The 15,637-nt window shown below is 60.7% G+C and carries 17 protein-coding genes and 3 tRNA genes; 6 read left to right on the top strand and 14 right to left on the bottom strand.

All coding sequences use genetic code 11. The annotated features are described in order from the left end of the window. Window positions 1-21 precede the first annotated feature (21 nt). The 5 genes from ACVOLI_RS06750 to ACVOLI_RS06730 are packed head-to-tail and all read right to left on the bottom strand — an operon-like array spanning window position 22 to window position 2,118. Window positions 22-222, bottom strand: a complete 201-nt coding sequence (locus ACVOLI_RS06750) for a hypothetical protein (protein WP_481534041.1) — start codon at window positions 220-222, stop codon at window positions 22-24. Beyond that, window positions 219-791 carry a hypothetical protein gene (locus ACVOLI_RS06745; protein WP_481534040.1) on the bottom strand — a complete coding sequence of 191 codons (573 nt, stop codon included), beginning with the start codon at window positions 789-791 and terminating at the stop codon, window positions 219-221. Before ACVOLI_RS06745 ends, ACVOLI_RS06750 begins: the two co-directional genes overlap by 4 nt. Continuing rightward, the gene (locus ACVOLI_RS06740; protein WP_481534039.1) at window positions 788-1,126 is read right to left on the bottom strand and encodes a hypothetical protein; all 339 of its coding nucleotides are present in this window, start codon (window positions 1,124-1,126) and stop codon (window positions 788-790) included. Before ACVOLI_RS06740 ends, ACVOLI_RS06745 begins: the two co-directional genes overlap by 4 nt. After that, window positions 1,119-1,379: a hypothetical protein gene (locus ACVOLI_RS06735; RefSeq protein WP_481534038.1), complete on the bottom strand. Its 261-nt coding sequence runs from the start codon at window positions 1,377-1,379 to the stop codon at window positions 1,119-1,121. Before ACVOLI_RS06735 ends, ACVOLI_RS06740 begins: the two co-directional genes overlap by 8 nt. Next, a complete protein-coding gene (locus ACVOLI_RS06730) occupies window positions 1,354-2,118 on the bottom strand; it encodes a ParB/RepB/Spo0J family partition protein (protein WP_481534037.1) in 765 nt (254 codons plus the stop codon). Before ACVOLI_RS06730 ends, ACVOLI_RS06735 begins: the two co-directional genes overlap by 26 nt. A 23-nt stretch (window positions 2,119-2,141) precedes the next feature. Here ACVOLI_RS06730 and ACVOLI_RS06725 point away from each other — a divergent pair, with 23 nt between their 5' ends. Genes ACVOLI_RS06725 through ACVOLI_RS06715 form a run of 3 tightly spaced genes read left to right on the top strand, consistent with a single transcriptional unit; the run spans window position 2,142 to window position 4,577 of the window. Then, a complete protein-coding gene (locus ACVOLI_RS06725) occupies window positions 2,142-2,828 on the top strand; it encodes a hypothetical protein (protein WP_481534036.1) in 687 nt (228 codons plus the stop codon). Continuing rightward, window positions 2,825-3,298, top strand: a complete 474-nt coding sequence (locus tag ACVOLI_RS06720) for a hypothetical protein (RefSeq protein ID WP_481534035.1) — start codon at window positions 2,825-2,827, stop codon at window positions 3,296-3,298. Before ACVOLI_RS06725 ends, ACVOLI_RS06720 begins: the two co-directional genes overlap by 4 nt. Next, window positions 3,240-4,577 (top strand): tyrosine-type recombinase/integrase, encoded by a 1,338-nt coding sequence (locus ACVOLI_RS06715; protein WP_481534063.1) that lies wholly within the window; start codon window positions 3,240-3,242, stop codon window positions 4,575-4,577. Before ACVOLI_RS06720 ends, ACVOLI_RS06715 begins: the two co-directional genes overlap by 59 nt. On the opposite strand, the gene ACVOLI_RS06710 is transcribed toward ACVOLI_RS06715, so the two are convergent. From ACVOLI_RS06710 to uvrB, 3 genes are all read right to left on the bottom strand, one after another. Next, window positions 4,528-4,602: transfer RNA gene (locus ACVOLI_RS06710), tRNA-Val, on the bottom strand. The genes ACVOLI_RS06715 and ACVOLI_RS06710 overlap by 50 nt on opposite strands. Before the next feature lie 115 nt (window positions 4,603-4,717). Further along, a tRNA-Val gene (locus ACVOLI_RS06705) sits at window positions 4,718-4,792 on the bottom strand. 96 nt (window positions 4,793-4,888) lie between these two features. After that, window positions 4,889-6,904 carry an excinuclease ABC subunit UvrB gene (gene uvrB / locus ACVOLI_RS06700; protein WP_481534034.1) on the bottom strand — a complete coding sequence of 672 codons (2,016 nt, stop codon included), beginning with the start codon at window positions 6,902-6,904 and terminating at the stop codon, window positions 4,889-4,891. Between the two features lie 212 nt (window positions 6,905-7,116). Here uvrB and ACVOLI_RS06695 point away from each other — a divergent pair, with 212 nt between their 5' ends. Beyond that, entirely contained in the window at window positions 7,117-7,617 is a 501-nt protein-coding gene (locus tag ACVOLI_RS06695; protein WP_481534033.1) for a GspH/FimT family pseudopilin, read from the top strand. 49 nt (window positions 7,618-7,666) lie between these two features. Continuing rightward, window positions 7,667-7,743 (top strand) — tRNA-Asn (locus ACVOLI_RS06690). Between the two features lie 134 nt (window positions 7,744-7,877). Here the strand turns inward: ACVOLI_RS06690 and ACVOLI_RS06685 are convergent. The 6 genes from ACVOLI_RS06685 to ACVOLI_RS06660 are packed head-to-tail and all read right to left on the bottom strand — an operon-like array spanning window position 7,878 to window position 14,463. Then, a complete protein-coding gene (locus ACVOLI_RS06685; protein ID WP_481534032.1) occupies window positions 7,878-8,297 on the bottom strand; it encodes a type IV pilin protein in 420 nt (139 codons plus the stop codon). 14 nt (window positions 8,298-8,311) lie between these two features. Then, the gene (locus ACVOLI_RS06680) at window positions 8,312-11,860 is read right to left on the bottom strand and encodes a pilus assembly protein (protein ID WP_481534031.1); all 3,549 of its coding nucleotides are present in this window, start codon (window positions 11,858-11,860) and stop codon (window positions 8,312-8,314) included. A gap of 11 nt (window positions 11,861-11,871) precedes the next feature. Continuing rightward, window positions 11,872-12,429, bottom strand: a complete 558-nt coding sequence (locus ACVOLI_RS06675; RefSeq protein ID WP_481534030.1) for a pilus assembly PilX family protein — start codon at window positions 12,427-12,429, stop codon at window positions 11,872-11,874. Continuing rightward, window positions 12,426-13,445 (bottom strand): prepilin-type N-terminal cleavage/methylation domain-containing protein, encoded by a 1,020-nt coding sequence (locus tag ACVOLI_RS06670; protein WP_481534029.1) that lies wholly within the window; start codon window positions 13,443-13,445, stop codon window positions 12,426-12,428. The genes ACVOLI_RS06675 and ACVOLI_RS06670 overlap by 4 nt, the downstream gene beginning before the upstream one ends. Next, entirely contained in the window at window positions 13,442-13,888 is a 447-nt protein-coding gene (gene pilV, locus ACVOLI_RS06665) for a type IV pilus modification protein PilV (RefSeq protein ID WP_481534028.1), read from the bottom strand. Before pilV ends, ACVOLI_RS06670 begins: the two co-directional genes overlap by 4 nt. Next, window positions 13,888-14,463 (bottom strand): GspH/FimT family pseudopilin, encoded by a 576-nt coding sequence (locus tag ACVOLI_RS06660; RefSeq protein ID WP_481534027.1) that lies wholly within the window; start codon window positions 14,461-14,463, stop codon window positions 13,888-13,890. The genes pilV and ACVOLI_RS06660 overlap by 1 nt, the downstream gene beginning before the upstream one ends. A gap of 115 nt (window positions 14,464-14,578) precedes the next feature. On the opposite strand from ACVOLI_RS06660, the gene ACVOLI_RS06655 reads away from it, so the two are divergent. Then, window positions 14,579-15,598, top strand: coding sequence for a sensor histidine kinase (locus ACVOLI_RS06655; RefSeq protein ID WP_481534026.1), 1,020 nt, complete (start codon window positions 14,579-14,581; stop codon window positions 15,596-15,598). The last annotated feature ends 39 nt before the right edge of the window (window positions 15,599-15,637 follow it).

Genomic DNA, 15,637 nt, shown 5'->3' with positions numbered 1-15,637 from the left:
CGAACTGGAGAATCTCGCCGATCACTGGGCCGCCTTCGCCGCCTTTTTGGCCTGGCGGTTCCGCCGGCGCTGCTCGTTTCGGGCGAAGTGCAGCGCGGACTGCTCGAGCCTGGTGCTGAAGGCGAGCTCGATGATCAGCTGGCCGAGCTTGACGTCGTCCAGGTTGCGAATGGCTGCACGGATCAGGTCCGGCTTTTTGGCGGGGGCGCCGGCGATCTTCATGTGCGCCCCTGGTACTTGCTGGCCAGCCAGGACGTCGCACGAGCGACGTGCGCGTCCTCGAGGCCGATCCCGAAGTGCTGCAGGAACATCTTGTCGGTGATGAAGTCCAGGGCTGCCATCAGCTGCAGTTCCGGCGCGACGCCATCGGGCAGCGGGACTGAGATGCAGACCGGAGACCATCCTGGAACAGGTACTTCGATGCGGTTCTCGGCGACGTCCTTCGTGACCGCCAACACGGGCGTAGCTACAGGCGTTTCATCCGGCCTACGCTTCTGGCCAGGCAGGTAGTAGGTCACCCGCGTGGTGGCGCCGGTGGACACGATGCGCCCTTCTTCGCGCAACTTGCCGATCGCCTTGCGCCGGTCGACGGGCGATAGGTCCGCGACTTCTACGCGCAGCTTATCGCCGCTCATGGATCCACCGTTCTCGGTGATGAGATCGAGGATCCGGTTCGCGTTGTCGGAAATGATGGCCACAGGCTGCTGCTCCGGAAGCGGCGCCGCGGATCGCGGCATCTGGTGAGTGACGTCCGGCCCGAAGCCGGTGAACTGAGGCCGGAAGTCGGTCATCGATGGATCAGGCGCTGCAGCAGCGGCCGCCTCGTGTGCTTGCTCTGATCCAGCAGCTGCAGGGCATTGTTGCTAGGCTGCTTGAGCTCGAACTGGAACGCCGCCGTGCCATTGGCGAGTGCCTGCTGGATGAGCTCCGGCATGCGATCACGCAACTCGCGTGGCATCTTGTTCCAGTGGACGCAGTGCAACGCATGCAGCGTGTCGTAAGCATCACGCTGCGGATGCACGCCGAGCAACTTGGCAATGGTGTCGATCGTGCAGATGCTGAAGTGACTGCCGGAGAACATCTCGTTCAACGCGGTCAACGCGGCTAGGGCCTTGATGTCATCCATGACGATCCACCTTCGCAAGCTGGTGCTGCAGGATCGCCACACTAAATGGCTGGAGCTTCGCGGCCGTAACGTACTGCCCGTCCGCGTGAGGTATCAGCAGCCAGTCTTTGTAGTGCTCACCAAAGCCGACCTGACACAGAACGTAGCGTAGGCCGTCGCCTGCTTCGTCTCCGTGCTTGGGAGCCCCTGCAGATTGGCCTGCTGATGCTGCTAGCAATTCGCGTAGTTCACGGGCGTGCTTGTTGATCAGCATTGCATCCGCAGGGAGGGCGCTGCGGCTGCGCGCCTCCCATTTCTCGATCAGTGCATGGAATGCGTCTATCCCTTGGCCGGATTCCGCGGCCCGCCTCGTAGACATCGATGCCGACGAAGCGTGCGATGTTGGAATCGCCGCGGATCTCGCTGGTGGTGATCGCGTGGCGGATGTCCCTGGCTTGGCGATTCCAGTCGTTCTTGGCGCCGAACCAGACCTTTTCCTGTAGCTTCTTGTCATCGGTCAGCGCCAGCGCCTGCAGCTGCTCGAGATCCATGCCCCCGTCGCGATAGACCTGCACCAGCTTCGGCGCGACGTTGGCCAGTTTGAGGCGCTGCTTGACCACGAGCTCGCTGACACCGAAATGTGCAGCGATGTCCGGGATGGACTTCTTCGCTTCGACCATACCTTTGAACGCATCGAACTGGTCGGCCGGATGCATGGCCTCGCGCAGTGTGTTCTCCGCGGTGCTTGCTTCGAGCGCGACGCCGTCGTCGTTGATCAACTTGCACGGCACGCTGAACTCCGCATCCAGCTGACCACGATCGCGCAGCAACTGCATCGCCGCCAGGCGTCGCCCGCCGGCGACGACCTGGTATTCGTTGTCGTTCGCGCCAGGCGTCACGGTGAGATTCTGCAGCAGGTTGTGCGCAGCGATCGAAGCCGCGAGGCCCTCGATGTCGTGGCCGCCGGTCTTGCGAGCGTTGCGTGGGGAGAGGCGCAGCTGCGATAGCGGCACCTGGATGATGGATGGTTGGGGAAGTGATTTCCGCAGCCGGCGTCGAATGCACATGCCCCAGTGGCGACGGCTCCCTGCGCCACCCCTGCCGAGCGCACGCCAACGAAAGCACGCCACAGCCCGTTGCAGCGCCGGGGATCGACCTTGCCACGGCTATCCGCAACTGCTGCGAAGCCGAAAAGGCAGACCCAGATCACCCCGACACCATCTCCATCAACGTCAACGACCTGACCGCGATCATGCAGCAGTGCGTGATCGACGCCAGCCCCAAGGGCGGCAGCGATGCACCTGCTCCTGCAGCAATCACCCGTATGCTTCCCGAGGTACCGGAGTCATGCGAGCGCCCAGAGGTCGGGCCGCATCCGTTCACTGGCTTTGATGTGGGTCCGTTCTTCGTCCATCTGGACCTCGCCGACAATGAGGCCATGACCGTTTCTGGAACCGACGATGTCGGCGACTGGGTTGTCACCCATAGGGCATCTGGGTTCGCGGTGCAGAAAGGGATTCCTACCCCTTGGCGAGCAATCTGGCTTGCCCAGCAGTTGCTTGCGAAAAGCTCCTGGAGCGGCAGCAGTAAGGACGCCGTACTCGCCACGCTTAACACCAGCGTCGTGGACGAAATCCGCGTGCTCCGCGCCGATGCCATGCACGGGGATTGCCAGGGCGAGATCATCACTCCGCAGGCCACCAGCCCCGAGGTGGCATCGTGAACGCCCTTTCCTCCCTGGACTTCACAATCGAGCGTCGTTCCGGCGTCGACGTTGTGATCTTCGCCAACGACAGCTGCCGACCGGCCATGGAAACCGAGGTGGCCATGTGGCAACGCCTGAACGCCGCTTCCAAGCCCATCACTCATGTGGTCGTGGCCGATACAGACAAGTTCGGTACCGTCGCCTGTGGCTACTCCGGGACGCCCAATGACATCGCCCGCGCCGTCATGGCCAAGGCCTGCGCCCAAGGCTACAGCGGCACCTACCAGGAGCGCATGGCCGAGCTTGGCTGGCGCATCGAACCGGTATATCTGGGTGCGGATCGGGAAAGCCAGTCCTTCCAAGAGGGCGTTTCCGGCTGGATGGCGCAGTGCTTTGCACCCTCCCTCTACAGCAACATGGCCAGATCCGATGGCGAGACCTGTGCGGCACCCCGAAATACACCTTGGAAGACCTCGAATGGCTGTTGAAGCAAAACCTGAACGGACCGGCGACGATGAGCGGATCGCCTACAGAATCACCGATGAGTACGCCATCGTCCGCCGCGCCGGCTCGCCGCTGCTCTACCTCGAATGGCGGGAGAACGGCCGGCCGGTCCGGCGCTCTACACGCTGCGCAGATCTTGAGCAGGCAAAGCAAGCAGCCAGAAGGCTGATCCTCGAGCATGCCCAGGTCCGCGACACAGCACCGGCGGACGCTGGCATTGCCGACGTGGTAGAGCGCTACTACCTGCGCCACGGTCAGCACCTTGCCAGCGCTGAGACGGCGAAGAGGGCAACCGACGTGTGGGCCGAATACTTTGGCCAAGACACCGTCGACACCCTCCTGCCGCCGCGCCAGCGCGCGTTCTTGAAGTGGATGATCGTCAACAAGGGGTGGACCGAGTCCTACGCCCGGCGAGTCTTGGGCGTCGGCAAAGCCGCCCTGAACCTTGCATGGGAGGACCAAGAGATCACGAGGGTGCCTTTTGTGCGCCTGCCGCCCATCGGCGCCGGCTACCCCCACTACGCAAAGCGCGAGCAGCTGGTCCGGTTCCTCAACCAGGACATGCCAGATCACGTCTTCACCTACTGCATGATCCGGCTCAATACCGGCTGTCGTGGGGACGCCACGCTGGATCTGCAGCCCTTTCAGGTCGACGCGCACATGGGTCTGATCAACCTCAACCCTGCGGGCCGCAAGCAAACCAAGAAATTCCGCCCGATCGTGCCGCTCACAGACTTCCTCGCCGCCTACCTGGAGAAGCTGCCGAGGGCGAGCTACTACGTGAACTGGCATGGGGAACATATCGACAGCGTGCGCACGACTTGGCGGAAGCTGCGCCACAGCGCCGGGCTGCCGGTGTGGTTCGTGCCCAAAGTCCTGCGCCACACGGTCGGTACCGAGCTGCGGCGCCGCGGGGTGAAAGGCTGGGACGTCTCGGGCCAGATGGGCCACAAGAAGGGCGAGAGCTCGCCGACGACCGAAAACTACGCCAAGTTCGACCCTGAATATCTGGCCGGGGCCAAAAGGGCGTTGGATGACTGGATGTTGGAGTTGTCGGCAGAGGTGCCGAGGATGCGCGATGCCACTGCGATGACAGTGGCCGCTACGGCACCAGCAGAACTGCCGATGCCAGCTGATGCCAGTGCGATGCCACTGCAAACTGGCCCTTCTGGTGATACGTCCACCCAAACCCCTGATGCGCCAAGGTTTAAGGTGGTGGGCGGTACAGGGTTCGAACCTGTGACCCCTACCATGTCAAGGTAGTGCTCTACCGCTGAGCTAACCGCCCGTTTGAAGCCTTTCCACGTCACAAGGGCCGAATCAGCCGTACTGCAACGCATAACATTACCTGGAAACAAAAAACCCGGCCGGCGCCGGGCTTTCGTGGCCACTTCGCGAGGAAGTGGTGGGCGGTACAGGGTTCGAACCTGTGACCCCTACCATGTCAAGGTAGTGCTCTACCGCTGAGCTAACCGCCCTTCTCAACAACAATTAAGCGTTGCGAGGGCGCGTATCTTAACCCTGCTCTTCACGAAGAACAACCGTTTTCTGGAAATATTTCACACCGGGCCGCCTCAGCCCAGATTGGCTTCCTTCAGGCGATGGATCTGGTCGCGGATACGCGCGGCATCCTCGAACTCCAGGTCGCGGGCGTGCTGGTACATGGTCTGCTCCAGCTCCTTGAGGCGTGCAGCCAGCTTGGCCGGCTCCAGCGGCAGGTAATCTGCCTCGGGCTCAGCTACGCGCCGGCCCTTGCCCTTCGCACTGGACTTGGGCGAGCTTTCCTCATGCGCACCTTCCAGGATGTCGACGATGGGCCGCATCACCGACTGCGGCACGATGCCGTGCGCCTCGTTGTACTCCACCTGCTTCTGCCGACGACGGTCGGTCTCGTCGATCGCCGCCTGCATCGAACGGGTGATCTTGTCGGCGTACAGGATCGCCTTGCCGCGCACATTGCGCGCCGCACGACCGATGGTCTGGATCAGCGAGCCGGTTGAACGCAGGAAGCCTTCCTTGTCGGCATCGAGGATCGCGACCAGCGACACCTCAGGCATATCCAGGCCTTCGCGCAGCAGGTTGATGCCGACCAGCACGTCGAATTTGCCCAGGCGCAGATCGCGGATGATTTCCACGCGTTCGACCGTATCCACGTCCGAGTGCAGGTAGCGCACGCGGATGCCGTGTTCACCCAGGTACTCGGTGAGGTTTTCGGCCATGCGCTTGGTCAAGGTGGTGACCAGCACGCGGTCGCCCATCTTGATGCGCTCAGTCGCCTGCGACATCAGATCATCGACCTGGGTGCCAACCGGGCGGATCTCCACCTGCGGATCGATCAGGCCGGTCGGACGCACCACCAGCTCGGTGATGTCATCGCCCGACTCGCGAAGTTCGTACGGACCAGGCGTCGCCGACACATAGATGGCGCGCGGAGAACGCGCCTCCCACTCTTCGAAGCGCAGCGGACGGTTGTCCAACGCTGAAGGCAGGCGGAAGCCGAATTCGACCAGCGTTTCCTTGCGCGAACGATCGCCCTTGTACATGGCACCGATCTGCGGAATGGTCACGTGCGATTCGTCGATGACCAGCAATGCATCCGGCGGCAGGTAATCGAACAGGGTCGGCGGCGGATCGCCAGCTGCCTTGCCGGTAAGGTGTCGCGAGTAGTTCTCGATGCCGTTGCAATAGCCAACCTCGGCCATCATCTCCAGGTCGTACTGGGTGCGCTGCGCCAGGCGCTGCGCTTCGACCAGCTTGTTCTGTGCGTACAACTGCTCCAACCGCTCCTTCAGCTCGACCTTGATGGTCTCGACTGCCGCCAGCACACGCTCACGCGTGGTCGCGTAATGGGTCTTCGGATAGATTGTGTAGCGCTGCATCTTGCGCAGGCTTTCGCCGGTCAACGGGTCGAACATGCTCAGCTGCTCGATGTCACCATCGAACAACTCGATGCGCAGCGCCTCGCTGTCCAGCTCGGCCGGGAATACATCGATCACCTCACCGCGAACACGGAAGGTGCCGCGCTGCAGCTCATACTCGTTGCGGGTGTACTGAAGCTGGGTCAGGTGCTTGATCAGGTCACGCTGGTCGATGCGCTCGCCCTTGGACAGGATCAGGCGCAGCGACAGATAGTCTTCCGGCGCACCGAGGCCATAGATGGCCGACACCGTCGCCACCACGATCGCATCCGGCCGCGACAGCAAGGTCTTGGTCGCTGCCAGGCGCATCTGCTCGATGTGCTCGTTGATCGAGCTGTCCTTTTCGATGAAGGTGTCCGACGACGGCACATAGGCCTCGGGCTGGTAGTAATCGTAGTAGCTGACGAAGTACTCCACCGCGTTGTTCGGGAAGAACGCCTTGAACTCGCCATACAACTGCGCCGCCAGCGTCTTGTTCGGCGCCATCACCAGGGTCGGGCGCTGCACCTGCTGCACCACATTGGCAATGGTGTAGGTCTTGCCGGAGCCGGTCACACCCAGCAGGGTCTGCTTGGCGATACCGGCCTCGAAGTTGGCCACCAGCTTTTCGATGGCGGCCGGCTGGTCGCCGGCTGGCGAATACGGCGATACGAGCTGGAAGCTGTCTGACATGGCGAGTTGGACCTGCGTGGACTACCCAGTATAGCCAGCCCCGAGATGACAGCGCGGCAAGGGCTAACCCCATGTTCAGCCACCCTCTCCAGCGACACCGCCACTGCAAGGCTTTGGCGAGCATCGCTGTTCCCAGCCCGGATACCCGGCCCATGCCAGCCTCCCGCCCAGACCGCCGGCACCATCCAGTTTCGCGCCAATACGGCGTCAGCATGGTCGAACTACTCGTCTGCATCTGCGTGGCCGCGACACTTGCCGGGGTGGCGGCCCCACAATTTGCATCCATGATCGAGCGCAATCGCGCGGTCGCCGCCAGCAACGCCGTGATGGCGCAACTCTACCTGGCCAGGACAACAGCAGTGAGCCGACGCACCGCAACCGTGCTCTGCCCGTCCAGCAATGGCGTTCACTGCAGCAATGGCACCGACTGGTCGAAGGACTGGCTGATGTTTCTAGATCGCGACGGCAACGGCCGCCCCGACGCACCGACCGACATCATCCGCGCCGACCCACAACCAGTCCCTGGCCTGCAACTATTCAGCACCATCGGCAGAACCCGCATCCGTTATCTCGCAGACGGCCGCAGCAGCGGTTCAAACCTCACGCTATCCATCTGCAGCGAGAGCGGCGCCCCGCTCAGCAAAGTGGTAATCAACAACGCGGGGCGCGCACGCAGCCAGCGTGGCGGCAATGTCGACAGGTGCAGCAAGTAGCCCGAAGGTGTTGCAACAATCTTCAGGGCTAAGTAGAATGCGCCTCCCCGCCCGAATAGCTCAGCCGGTTAGAGCACTTGACTGTTAATCAGGGGGTCGTTGGTTCGAGTCCAACTTCGGGCGCCAGATATCAAGGCCTGCGAGCAATCGCAGGCCTTTTCTGTATGTGGCACCAGTTCGCCATCGAACAAAGCACGCTTCAATAAAACAATGCCGGGCAGAGCCCGGCATTGCTGAAGAACCTCAATCTTCCGGTCAACTCAGAAACACTTGGCAGCACCGGTGGAGCCAGCACTTCCCGTCACGCCACGAACTCCTGCCTGGTCAAGGCTGAGCTCTCCACACAACGTGTCCTTCGTGGCCTGCGAACCCTTGGGGGTAGCAACCAAGCTGAAACTGCCAGCAGCGGCATTGCCTGACAAGCCGATCGTATAGTGGTCAGCAAGCTCCTGATCACAGCCAGTTGCCGGCGGTACCGCGCCCGAATAACCCGCCGCCGGATGCGAGGTGTAATAGCGCTCCATGAACTGCGCCTTCTCCAACATGCACCCCGCAGCAGCAACGCGCCGCGACTTGACCACATGCTCGATATAGCTGGGATAGGCAACCGCGGCCAATATGCCGATGATCGCCACCGCGATCATCAGCTCGATCAGCGTGAAACCCTTCTGATTGGACATTTTCATTTCCCCATTCACTCCGGCAGGATCTCGCGCCAACTGATGCGACTCGGCAGGCCACCGGTAGGCGGGTTGATCGCATCACTCTTGGTGCCGCTACTCAGCTCACTTGGCCCAGTACCAGTACCCACGGTCACCAGCGTATCGGTGAGATTGACTTCGGTCGGCATGCCGCCCTTCACTCCCACGGAGCCGATCACACCAGTGTTGCCGTCCTTGTCAGTCAAACCCGTTGGATCAGCGAAATAGCCGCCGCTCTTGGGGCTGGTACCGGTAAACAGATTGATGGCGTTGACGAAGCCCTTTCCGCTCGCGCCACTGCAATCCACGCCAGTCGCAGGGATCACCGAGGTCAGATACATCGCCGAGCCATAGATCGTCGGCCCACTGGTCACCCGCTCGGGAACCGGCAGATCGATGTACCACCCCTGCTTGCCGCCACTCAGTACCGAGTAGGACTCAAAGCCACGCGCATCCTGGCCGTCCTTGGTCTTGCCGGAGAACGGAATGGTCCGTCGCTCCAGATCTGCACGCCCGGCGATGGTCGTATTGGTATCAACGATTCCGTAGATGCTCTGAACCTGCGAGGTGACACCGTCACCGGGAACGTCGCCATTGGAAATGAAACGACCAGTACCAAAGCCGACAAACACCTTGCCGGACGTGTCACGGCCCACGCCCAAGCCCCCGGTGATCGCCTGCGGCTTTGCCGCCGTTGCCGAATCAACAGCCTGGAACAACTTCACTGCGGCGCCCGGATCGACGCCCTCGAAGTTCCAGCGCCAGATATTGCCCTTCAGATCACCACCGTAAACCACATCGATCTTGCCGTCACCATTCAGGTCGGCCATACCGGTAGACATCAGGCCATTGCCACCAGCCGCATCGGCAACCAGTTTGTGCGTCCTTTCCACGGAACCACTGGACGACAATTCATAGGCATACAGGGTCGCTGATCCGTTGGCGCTATCGATGCCGTTAGGCACCAACGCATATGTTTTGCCTGCATTGCCCTTCCGGATGCGCACCGCACCGAACACATAGCCCATGTCACCATCGGGATCCGAGCCCGTCGCCGGCGTCTGGAAGGTATTGTCCCAAAGAACTTTCGAGGTACCCATGCTGGCAGGGTCGGTCACATCAAGCGCAAATACACCGCGACCACCACGCCCCAGTGCCGCCACAAGAATATTCTTGCCACTCCCCTGGTTGGCACGACTGATGACATCCATCTGGCCATCAACGAAATAGTGATGCTCATAGTCCGGCGCACTGAGCTTGGCCATCTCCACGAAATCCAGACCCTTGGGCACGTAGGAGAACAGAATCTTGCCATCCTTCACGCTGATGGCGTGCAGCATTCCGTCATTGGCCCCCACGAACACCGTGCCGGAGTCTTCAACAAAGGCCGGCGAGGAGTCGACAATGTCACCCAATGGGTGCGCGCGCTTACGCAGCGTGCCGTCCTTCTGACCTTCTTCCTTGGTCTGCACCCCGCGCAGGAAGTCGATATTGTCCGCAGCCGTGACCGCCGCCGCTTTGCCGGTGGCAGTGCGCGCAAAAACACTGGACGATGCAAGTGCATTGTTGAATACCTTTGCGCTACCACCAAAGCTGGTCAAGACCGTGCGCTGCGCGAAATTGGCATTGACGCCGCCAGCAGCGAAGGTCTTGGACAAGGTCCACAACGGCTTGTCAGACACCCCAGTCAGTGCCGCATTGAAAGGACTGGCGATCATGTCACCAACCCAGCTGCCCGAAGTGAAGCCAGCAACGAACGTCAGCGTCGTTGATTCGGTCTTGGTCGAACTGGATGCGATATTGGAACCGGACGCGCTGCGAGACGCGATGTTCTTCAGCGCCGCATCCAGTGCGTCTGCAAATTTATCCGTGTCGGTCGCGACAACGAAGCTGCCATGCCCGTTCAAGCTGGCATGGAAAAGATCATCAATGCGTTGCGCACCACTGTTCTTTATGGGGTCAGGCCACTTATACCCGGCTGGCACCGGGTTATTCGGATCCATCGTCCCCTGCAGGCCGATTGAGATACCAAATGTGACCATGTTCTGCCACGTGTTCAGCGTGTCATCGTTGGCCAACGTTGGCTTAAGATCCGTCTTCCAATAATGATAAGCCACGTCAGCCAATGTATTCGAATAGGTATCCCCGTAGGTACTACCCTCATCAGCATTGTCCAGCTTGGTGGTATATCCGCCTGCGTTATCGGCCTGATTCCAGTATCCATCCGTAGTCAGCAATGCATAGTTCTGGCGACAAGCCAGCATATTGCCCGTCCCGTCCTTCCACGGGTCGTCGGTACTGAAATAGCGCCCACTACGCTGCAGTGCGCCATGCAACGGGGTATTACCGCTGGCACCGGCCGCCTGCAAGCGGCTATAGAAATCGTCGCGGTTTCTACCCGCGAACAACCCATCATCGGTCGCATAGGGAATTGGATAGGCCGGAGATTCCCCCGCCACGTCCGCGCGCGCGCCGCCCCTGTTCCAGATCGTGTCAAAGCCGACACGGAAGTTCTTGCCCAAGCGGCCAAATGCCTCGGAGGCACCAGCCTTGGCCATTTTGTTCCGCGTGCGATGATACTGGTACCAGTTCGCGAAGTTTTGCAACTCTTCGGCCTGTGTACGGGGACCCTGCACATTGCCATCCTTATCCTTGGACGTGCGCGGCGGCGTCGCATTCACCCAGTTTCGCGACAGCGTCACCGTATAACTGATATCACTGATAGCCCTGTTACTGTTATTCCGGATCTGAAAGTAAACCATCGACAACGTCGAGACATTTACTGCCAGGTCCTTTGGATTGTTATTACTGGTATTGCTATCGATTTCCGCCGAACAAGCACTGTTCGAATACACATACAATCTGGTATTCGAATTACCCGAGACTCTGATGGCGGCTGCCTCCCAGTCCGCAACCGGCACACCGATGCACACGGAGCGACCATTGCCGGCGATGGATGCAATGCGATCACTTAATACCAATTTCGATTCCGAAGCCTGCTTCTGCACCACACCGCCATTGGAGCTGTCTGACGAACTGGAGCTTGCGATGCGATACTTGTCGTAGTTTCCGGAACTCGTCCCAGGATTACTGACACCTGGTTTTGGAATATAGAAATAACTCTCACCACTTCCGCGCAAGTCCAACGAACCGCTGATGGCCGTTCCTGATGTGGAAACAGCTTTAAAATTCGCCGCGCCCAATCGAGCGGTGAGTTCGGTACTGGAAGTGCGCCACGGGTTGTAGTCCCTATCGGGATTGTAGTAAAGCGTATTGGTGACATATGAACGATCAGTGACGTTATCATTCAAACTTGAACTACTGTCGTTAGGCATGCGCAGATAACTCATGGACCCCGAATCATCCAGGATCATCATGATGTTCGGCGGCACCGAATCACCACCGGTCAACAGCGGGTAGTTCGGAAACGAAGTATCAGCCGCCTGCGCCGACGCCGCAGCCATCATCGACACCAACGTGACACCCGTGCCAACGCGCAAGCGCTCGGCCAGGGCGGATTTGGAATGCGATTTGATTTTCATGTCATGCCCCGTCAGCGGCGATACAACGATTGAACAATGACCTCCGCGCCCGCGGGCGTGGTGGCACGTGCGGTGATCCGGTAAACACTCTGCTCCGTGGTGCTGATGCAAGCCTTGGACAGATCAATGCAATCCGAAGCGCCGCCACCATTGACCGAGGTACCAAAATCCTCGATCACGAAGCGCGGCGAAAGGGAGACGCCATCCCCGCTCTTGACTGCCGTGCCGTCCTGGTATTGGCCACCACCATCAGCCCAGAAATCCTTCGCAGCCCAAGCGGGCTCCGCATTTGGGTCCGGCATCGCGCAACGCCCCTTTGAACAACCGGACGCAGGGAAGCTGATCGTGGCCGCATCACGCACCACGATCTCAGCCTGGCGCAAACCGGCCTCAGCGGCCTGGAATGCCAACCCGCGCGAGATCGTATTGGCCGCCATGCGCTCCTGCATGATCGCCCCGCGCATTGAGGCCAGGCCCAGCAGGGTAATTACAATCAGCAACATCAACACCACGATCAGCGCAGCGCCGGTTTGCCGCTGAGGTATCGAATAGGGATATCTCTTATTCATAGGATGTCGTCCTGGTGGTTCCGCAGCACGATGAAGTCCTGCATGGTCCGCTGCAGCACCGCACCATCCTCGCCCTTTACGTCACTCTCGGCCATCGCACCGCGCTGCGCCTGGAAGGTCATCGCAAGGTGAATCGCCGTCACCAGCGACCAGTTGTTGCCGCCAGTCACGGTTGCAGCGTCCACATATCCAACGGCATCCCCAACCTTGTAAAGCACCGTCATGCCGGTAATGCCTTCGGCAATCTCGCTGCGGGCATTCTGCGCAGCGCGATACAGCGATGTACCGCCGCGGCCATTGTCCTCGACAGTCCAGCGCGCCTCGTAGGGCGCCACAACGAAGGCTGGTGAACGGCCTATACCTCGTGGGCAAGCAAGCGAATCCGCTGCAGTCGGCACCCCCGGAACATTGAAGCAATAGCCGGGACCGGATTCTGCTTCGGTGCACTTGCTTGCTTCTGGTGCCGGCGTAAGCCCCGCCCCACAATTGGCACCAGTGGCATGCTCCACGGTCGCCCCGGAGATGCCAGTGGCCGTGAAAGCGATGGCATGGTCACTGTTGCAGGCGATCAGCTGCTCGCCCGCCGCCAGCTTGTCCACTGTATTCAAGGTCAGCGGGCTGTTCGGCCGCGAGTGGTCTGCAACCCGGTATTGCGGGCCATTGGCAAGATACAGCGCAACAAAGTCGCGCCCACCGTCGGTACCACCGAACACACCATTTTGGAACCGACTCCAGAACTGCGCATCGGGCGCCGCAATCTGCACCGTGATCGGGTTGGCAGCATTGAACCGGGAACAGGGATTCATGCCAGCTTCGCGAATATCTCGCGCAATCATCTCGAACGCTGCGCGCTGGTTCTCCTGGATGCGGCCCACCGCTTCGCTGGATCCATACACGCGCCGATTGGACATGAAAATGCTGCCAGCAGCAGCAACCACCAGCAAGCCCAACAACAAGGCCACCATCAATTCGATCAGCGTAAAGCCCCGCTGACGGGCTCCCATATTGGCGTTCATAGCTGACTGGCCACCTCGACCTGCTCCGTTGCGATGCCACCGGTGGCTCGCGTGTCGTTCCACTGAACACTGACCGTGCAGGTCATATCGTTTGCAATGCATACCACCCTGCCCATCGCATCAGGTGCAACAGCCTCCTTCAAACCACTCAACCAAGCGTCCATGCTGCCAGGGGCGCCGGAGCCATCACCTTCAACGAAGGTATTGGTGTTGTAGTTGGCAATGTTGGCGCGATCTGCACGGATGATGTCCATCATCGAATACACCTGTACAGCCGCCTGGGTCCGACTGGCAGAACTACCGGTGTTCTTCAAGGTGATGGCCTGCAGAGCTGCGATGCCCAATACCCCGATCGCCAGCACCAGCACAGCAACCATCACTTCGATCATGCCGATACCACGCTGCTTGCGCGGGCTGGCATTCAAACGTCGACTAGCACTCATCATATGTCTCCCGGCGCGGAGCACCCTGCCCCGGCCTCGCGCTTGGCACTGGTGATACGCACCACCGCAGCGGAAATGTCCACCGCGTTTTCGCCGGACAGATCCGCCGCACACACCGAGATGGTGCCACTGCTTTTCGCGCCCACCTGGACAAAACCCGCCGGTGTAAACGTAATACGTCCATTGCCGCCGGTTACGTTGGCACTGGTCTTCACGATCATCTTGGGATTCGCTGCGACCGAACGCAGCTGCGTGTCGACGCCATCCCTGGACGAAAACACGATCCATTGACTGCCCGCCCCGCCCGAACAGGTGGCGCCGTCCGTGCTAGGGCAAAAGGTCGTCTGCGCCCGCCGCGTGACCGCCTCGGTCCGGGCAACCTGCAGTGCGGCGATCATTTCGTTGCTACTGGACACCAGCCGATTGTGGCTGATCATCTTGCCGAAACTGGGTGCGGCGATCGCAGCAATGATTCCCGCCACTGCCACCGTGACCATCAGTTCGACCACCGTAAAGCCTTTGCCAAAGCGCTTCCCAAGCGCCCTCACGCCACCTGTCGGCAAGTTCCCGATCATGCGCAAGCTCCCCAGATTGACTAAGCTGACACGCTAAGCCAGCCCCGCCCGCCAGTCACCAACTGACCGATGGACGGCATACCGCTCATGACCAATGGCAAACCGCCCTCCTCCCATGCCAGAACGACCCACCCTCACGCCGCTGGACACATTGTGGAAGGCTCCGGCAATCATCTGGACGATTCTTGCCGGGGAAGGCCTCGCCATCATCCTGGCACTGGCGCCGGAACATAACGGCAGCCGCTGGGTGCTGTTCGGCGCCCTGTCACTGATGGTGCAGTGGATATCGTTGTCGGCCCTGGGAGCGCTCTATCTGCTGCGCTCCCCCCTTTCCCGGCTGCCAGCCACCTGGATCGCCAATATCACGCTACTGGTCCTGATCGCCTGCAACCTTCTGGTTTGCACCGCGAGCTGGTGGGCACTGAAAGGCCTGCTGCCCATTTCTTCCGAGAACTGGCTGCCCTCGCTGCTGCGCTTCACCGGGATCATCGTCATTTTCGGCCTGCTTGGACTGGCTGCCTTCCAGAACCACTGGCGCGCCCGCCAACTGGCGGTGCGCACTACACAGGCAGAGCTGGAGGCGTTGCAGGCCCGCATCCGCCCGCATTTTCTATTCAACACGCTCAACACTGGCGCCGCACTGGTCCATCAGCGCCCGGAAGATGCCGAGCGCCTGCTGCTGGACCTCGCGGACCTGTTCCGTGCAGCACTGGCCGGGCCACAGGAGATCCCGCTCGCCGAGGAAATAGCACTATGTAGACGCTATGCGGAGATCGAAGCCCTTCGTTTCGGGGATCGCATGCGCATCCACTGGCAGCTGCCCACACCGCTTCCGCCGTTGCTGGTGCCGGCGCTTTCCATCCAGCCGCTGATCGAGAACGCCATCCACCATGGCATCGAGCCATCCGCAGACGGCGGCGTTATCCGCGTCACGGTGGCACAAGGCAAACAACAAATCATGGTCACGATCGAGAACGACCTACCCGCAACACCGACCCTTCCACTGCGAAATGGACATAAGGTCGGGCTGGAATCGACGAAGGCCCGCATTCACGCCATGACCAATGGCGAAGGCGAAGTGACTACTCGCATCGAGAATGGGCGCCACATTGCGACCGTCACTCTCCCCGCCTGAGCGAACACCAGACAGCACATCATCAAGGCAACTCAGGCA

It is taken from the genome of Stenotrophomonas sp. STEN029 (genome assembly GCF_056760015.1).
This window is presented reverse-complemented; position numbering and strand designations above follow the sequence as displayed.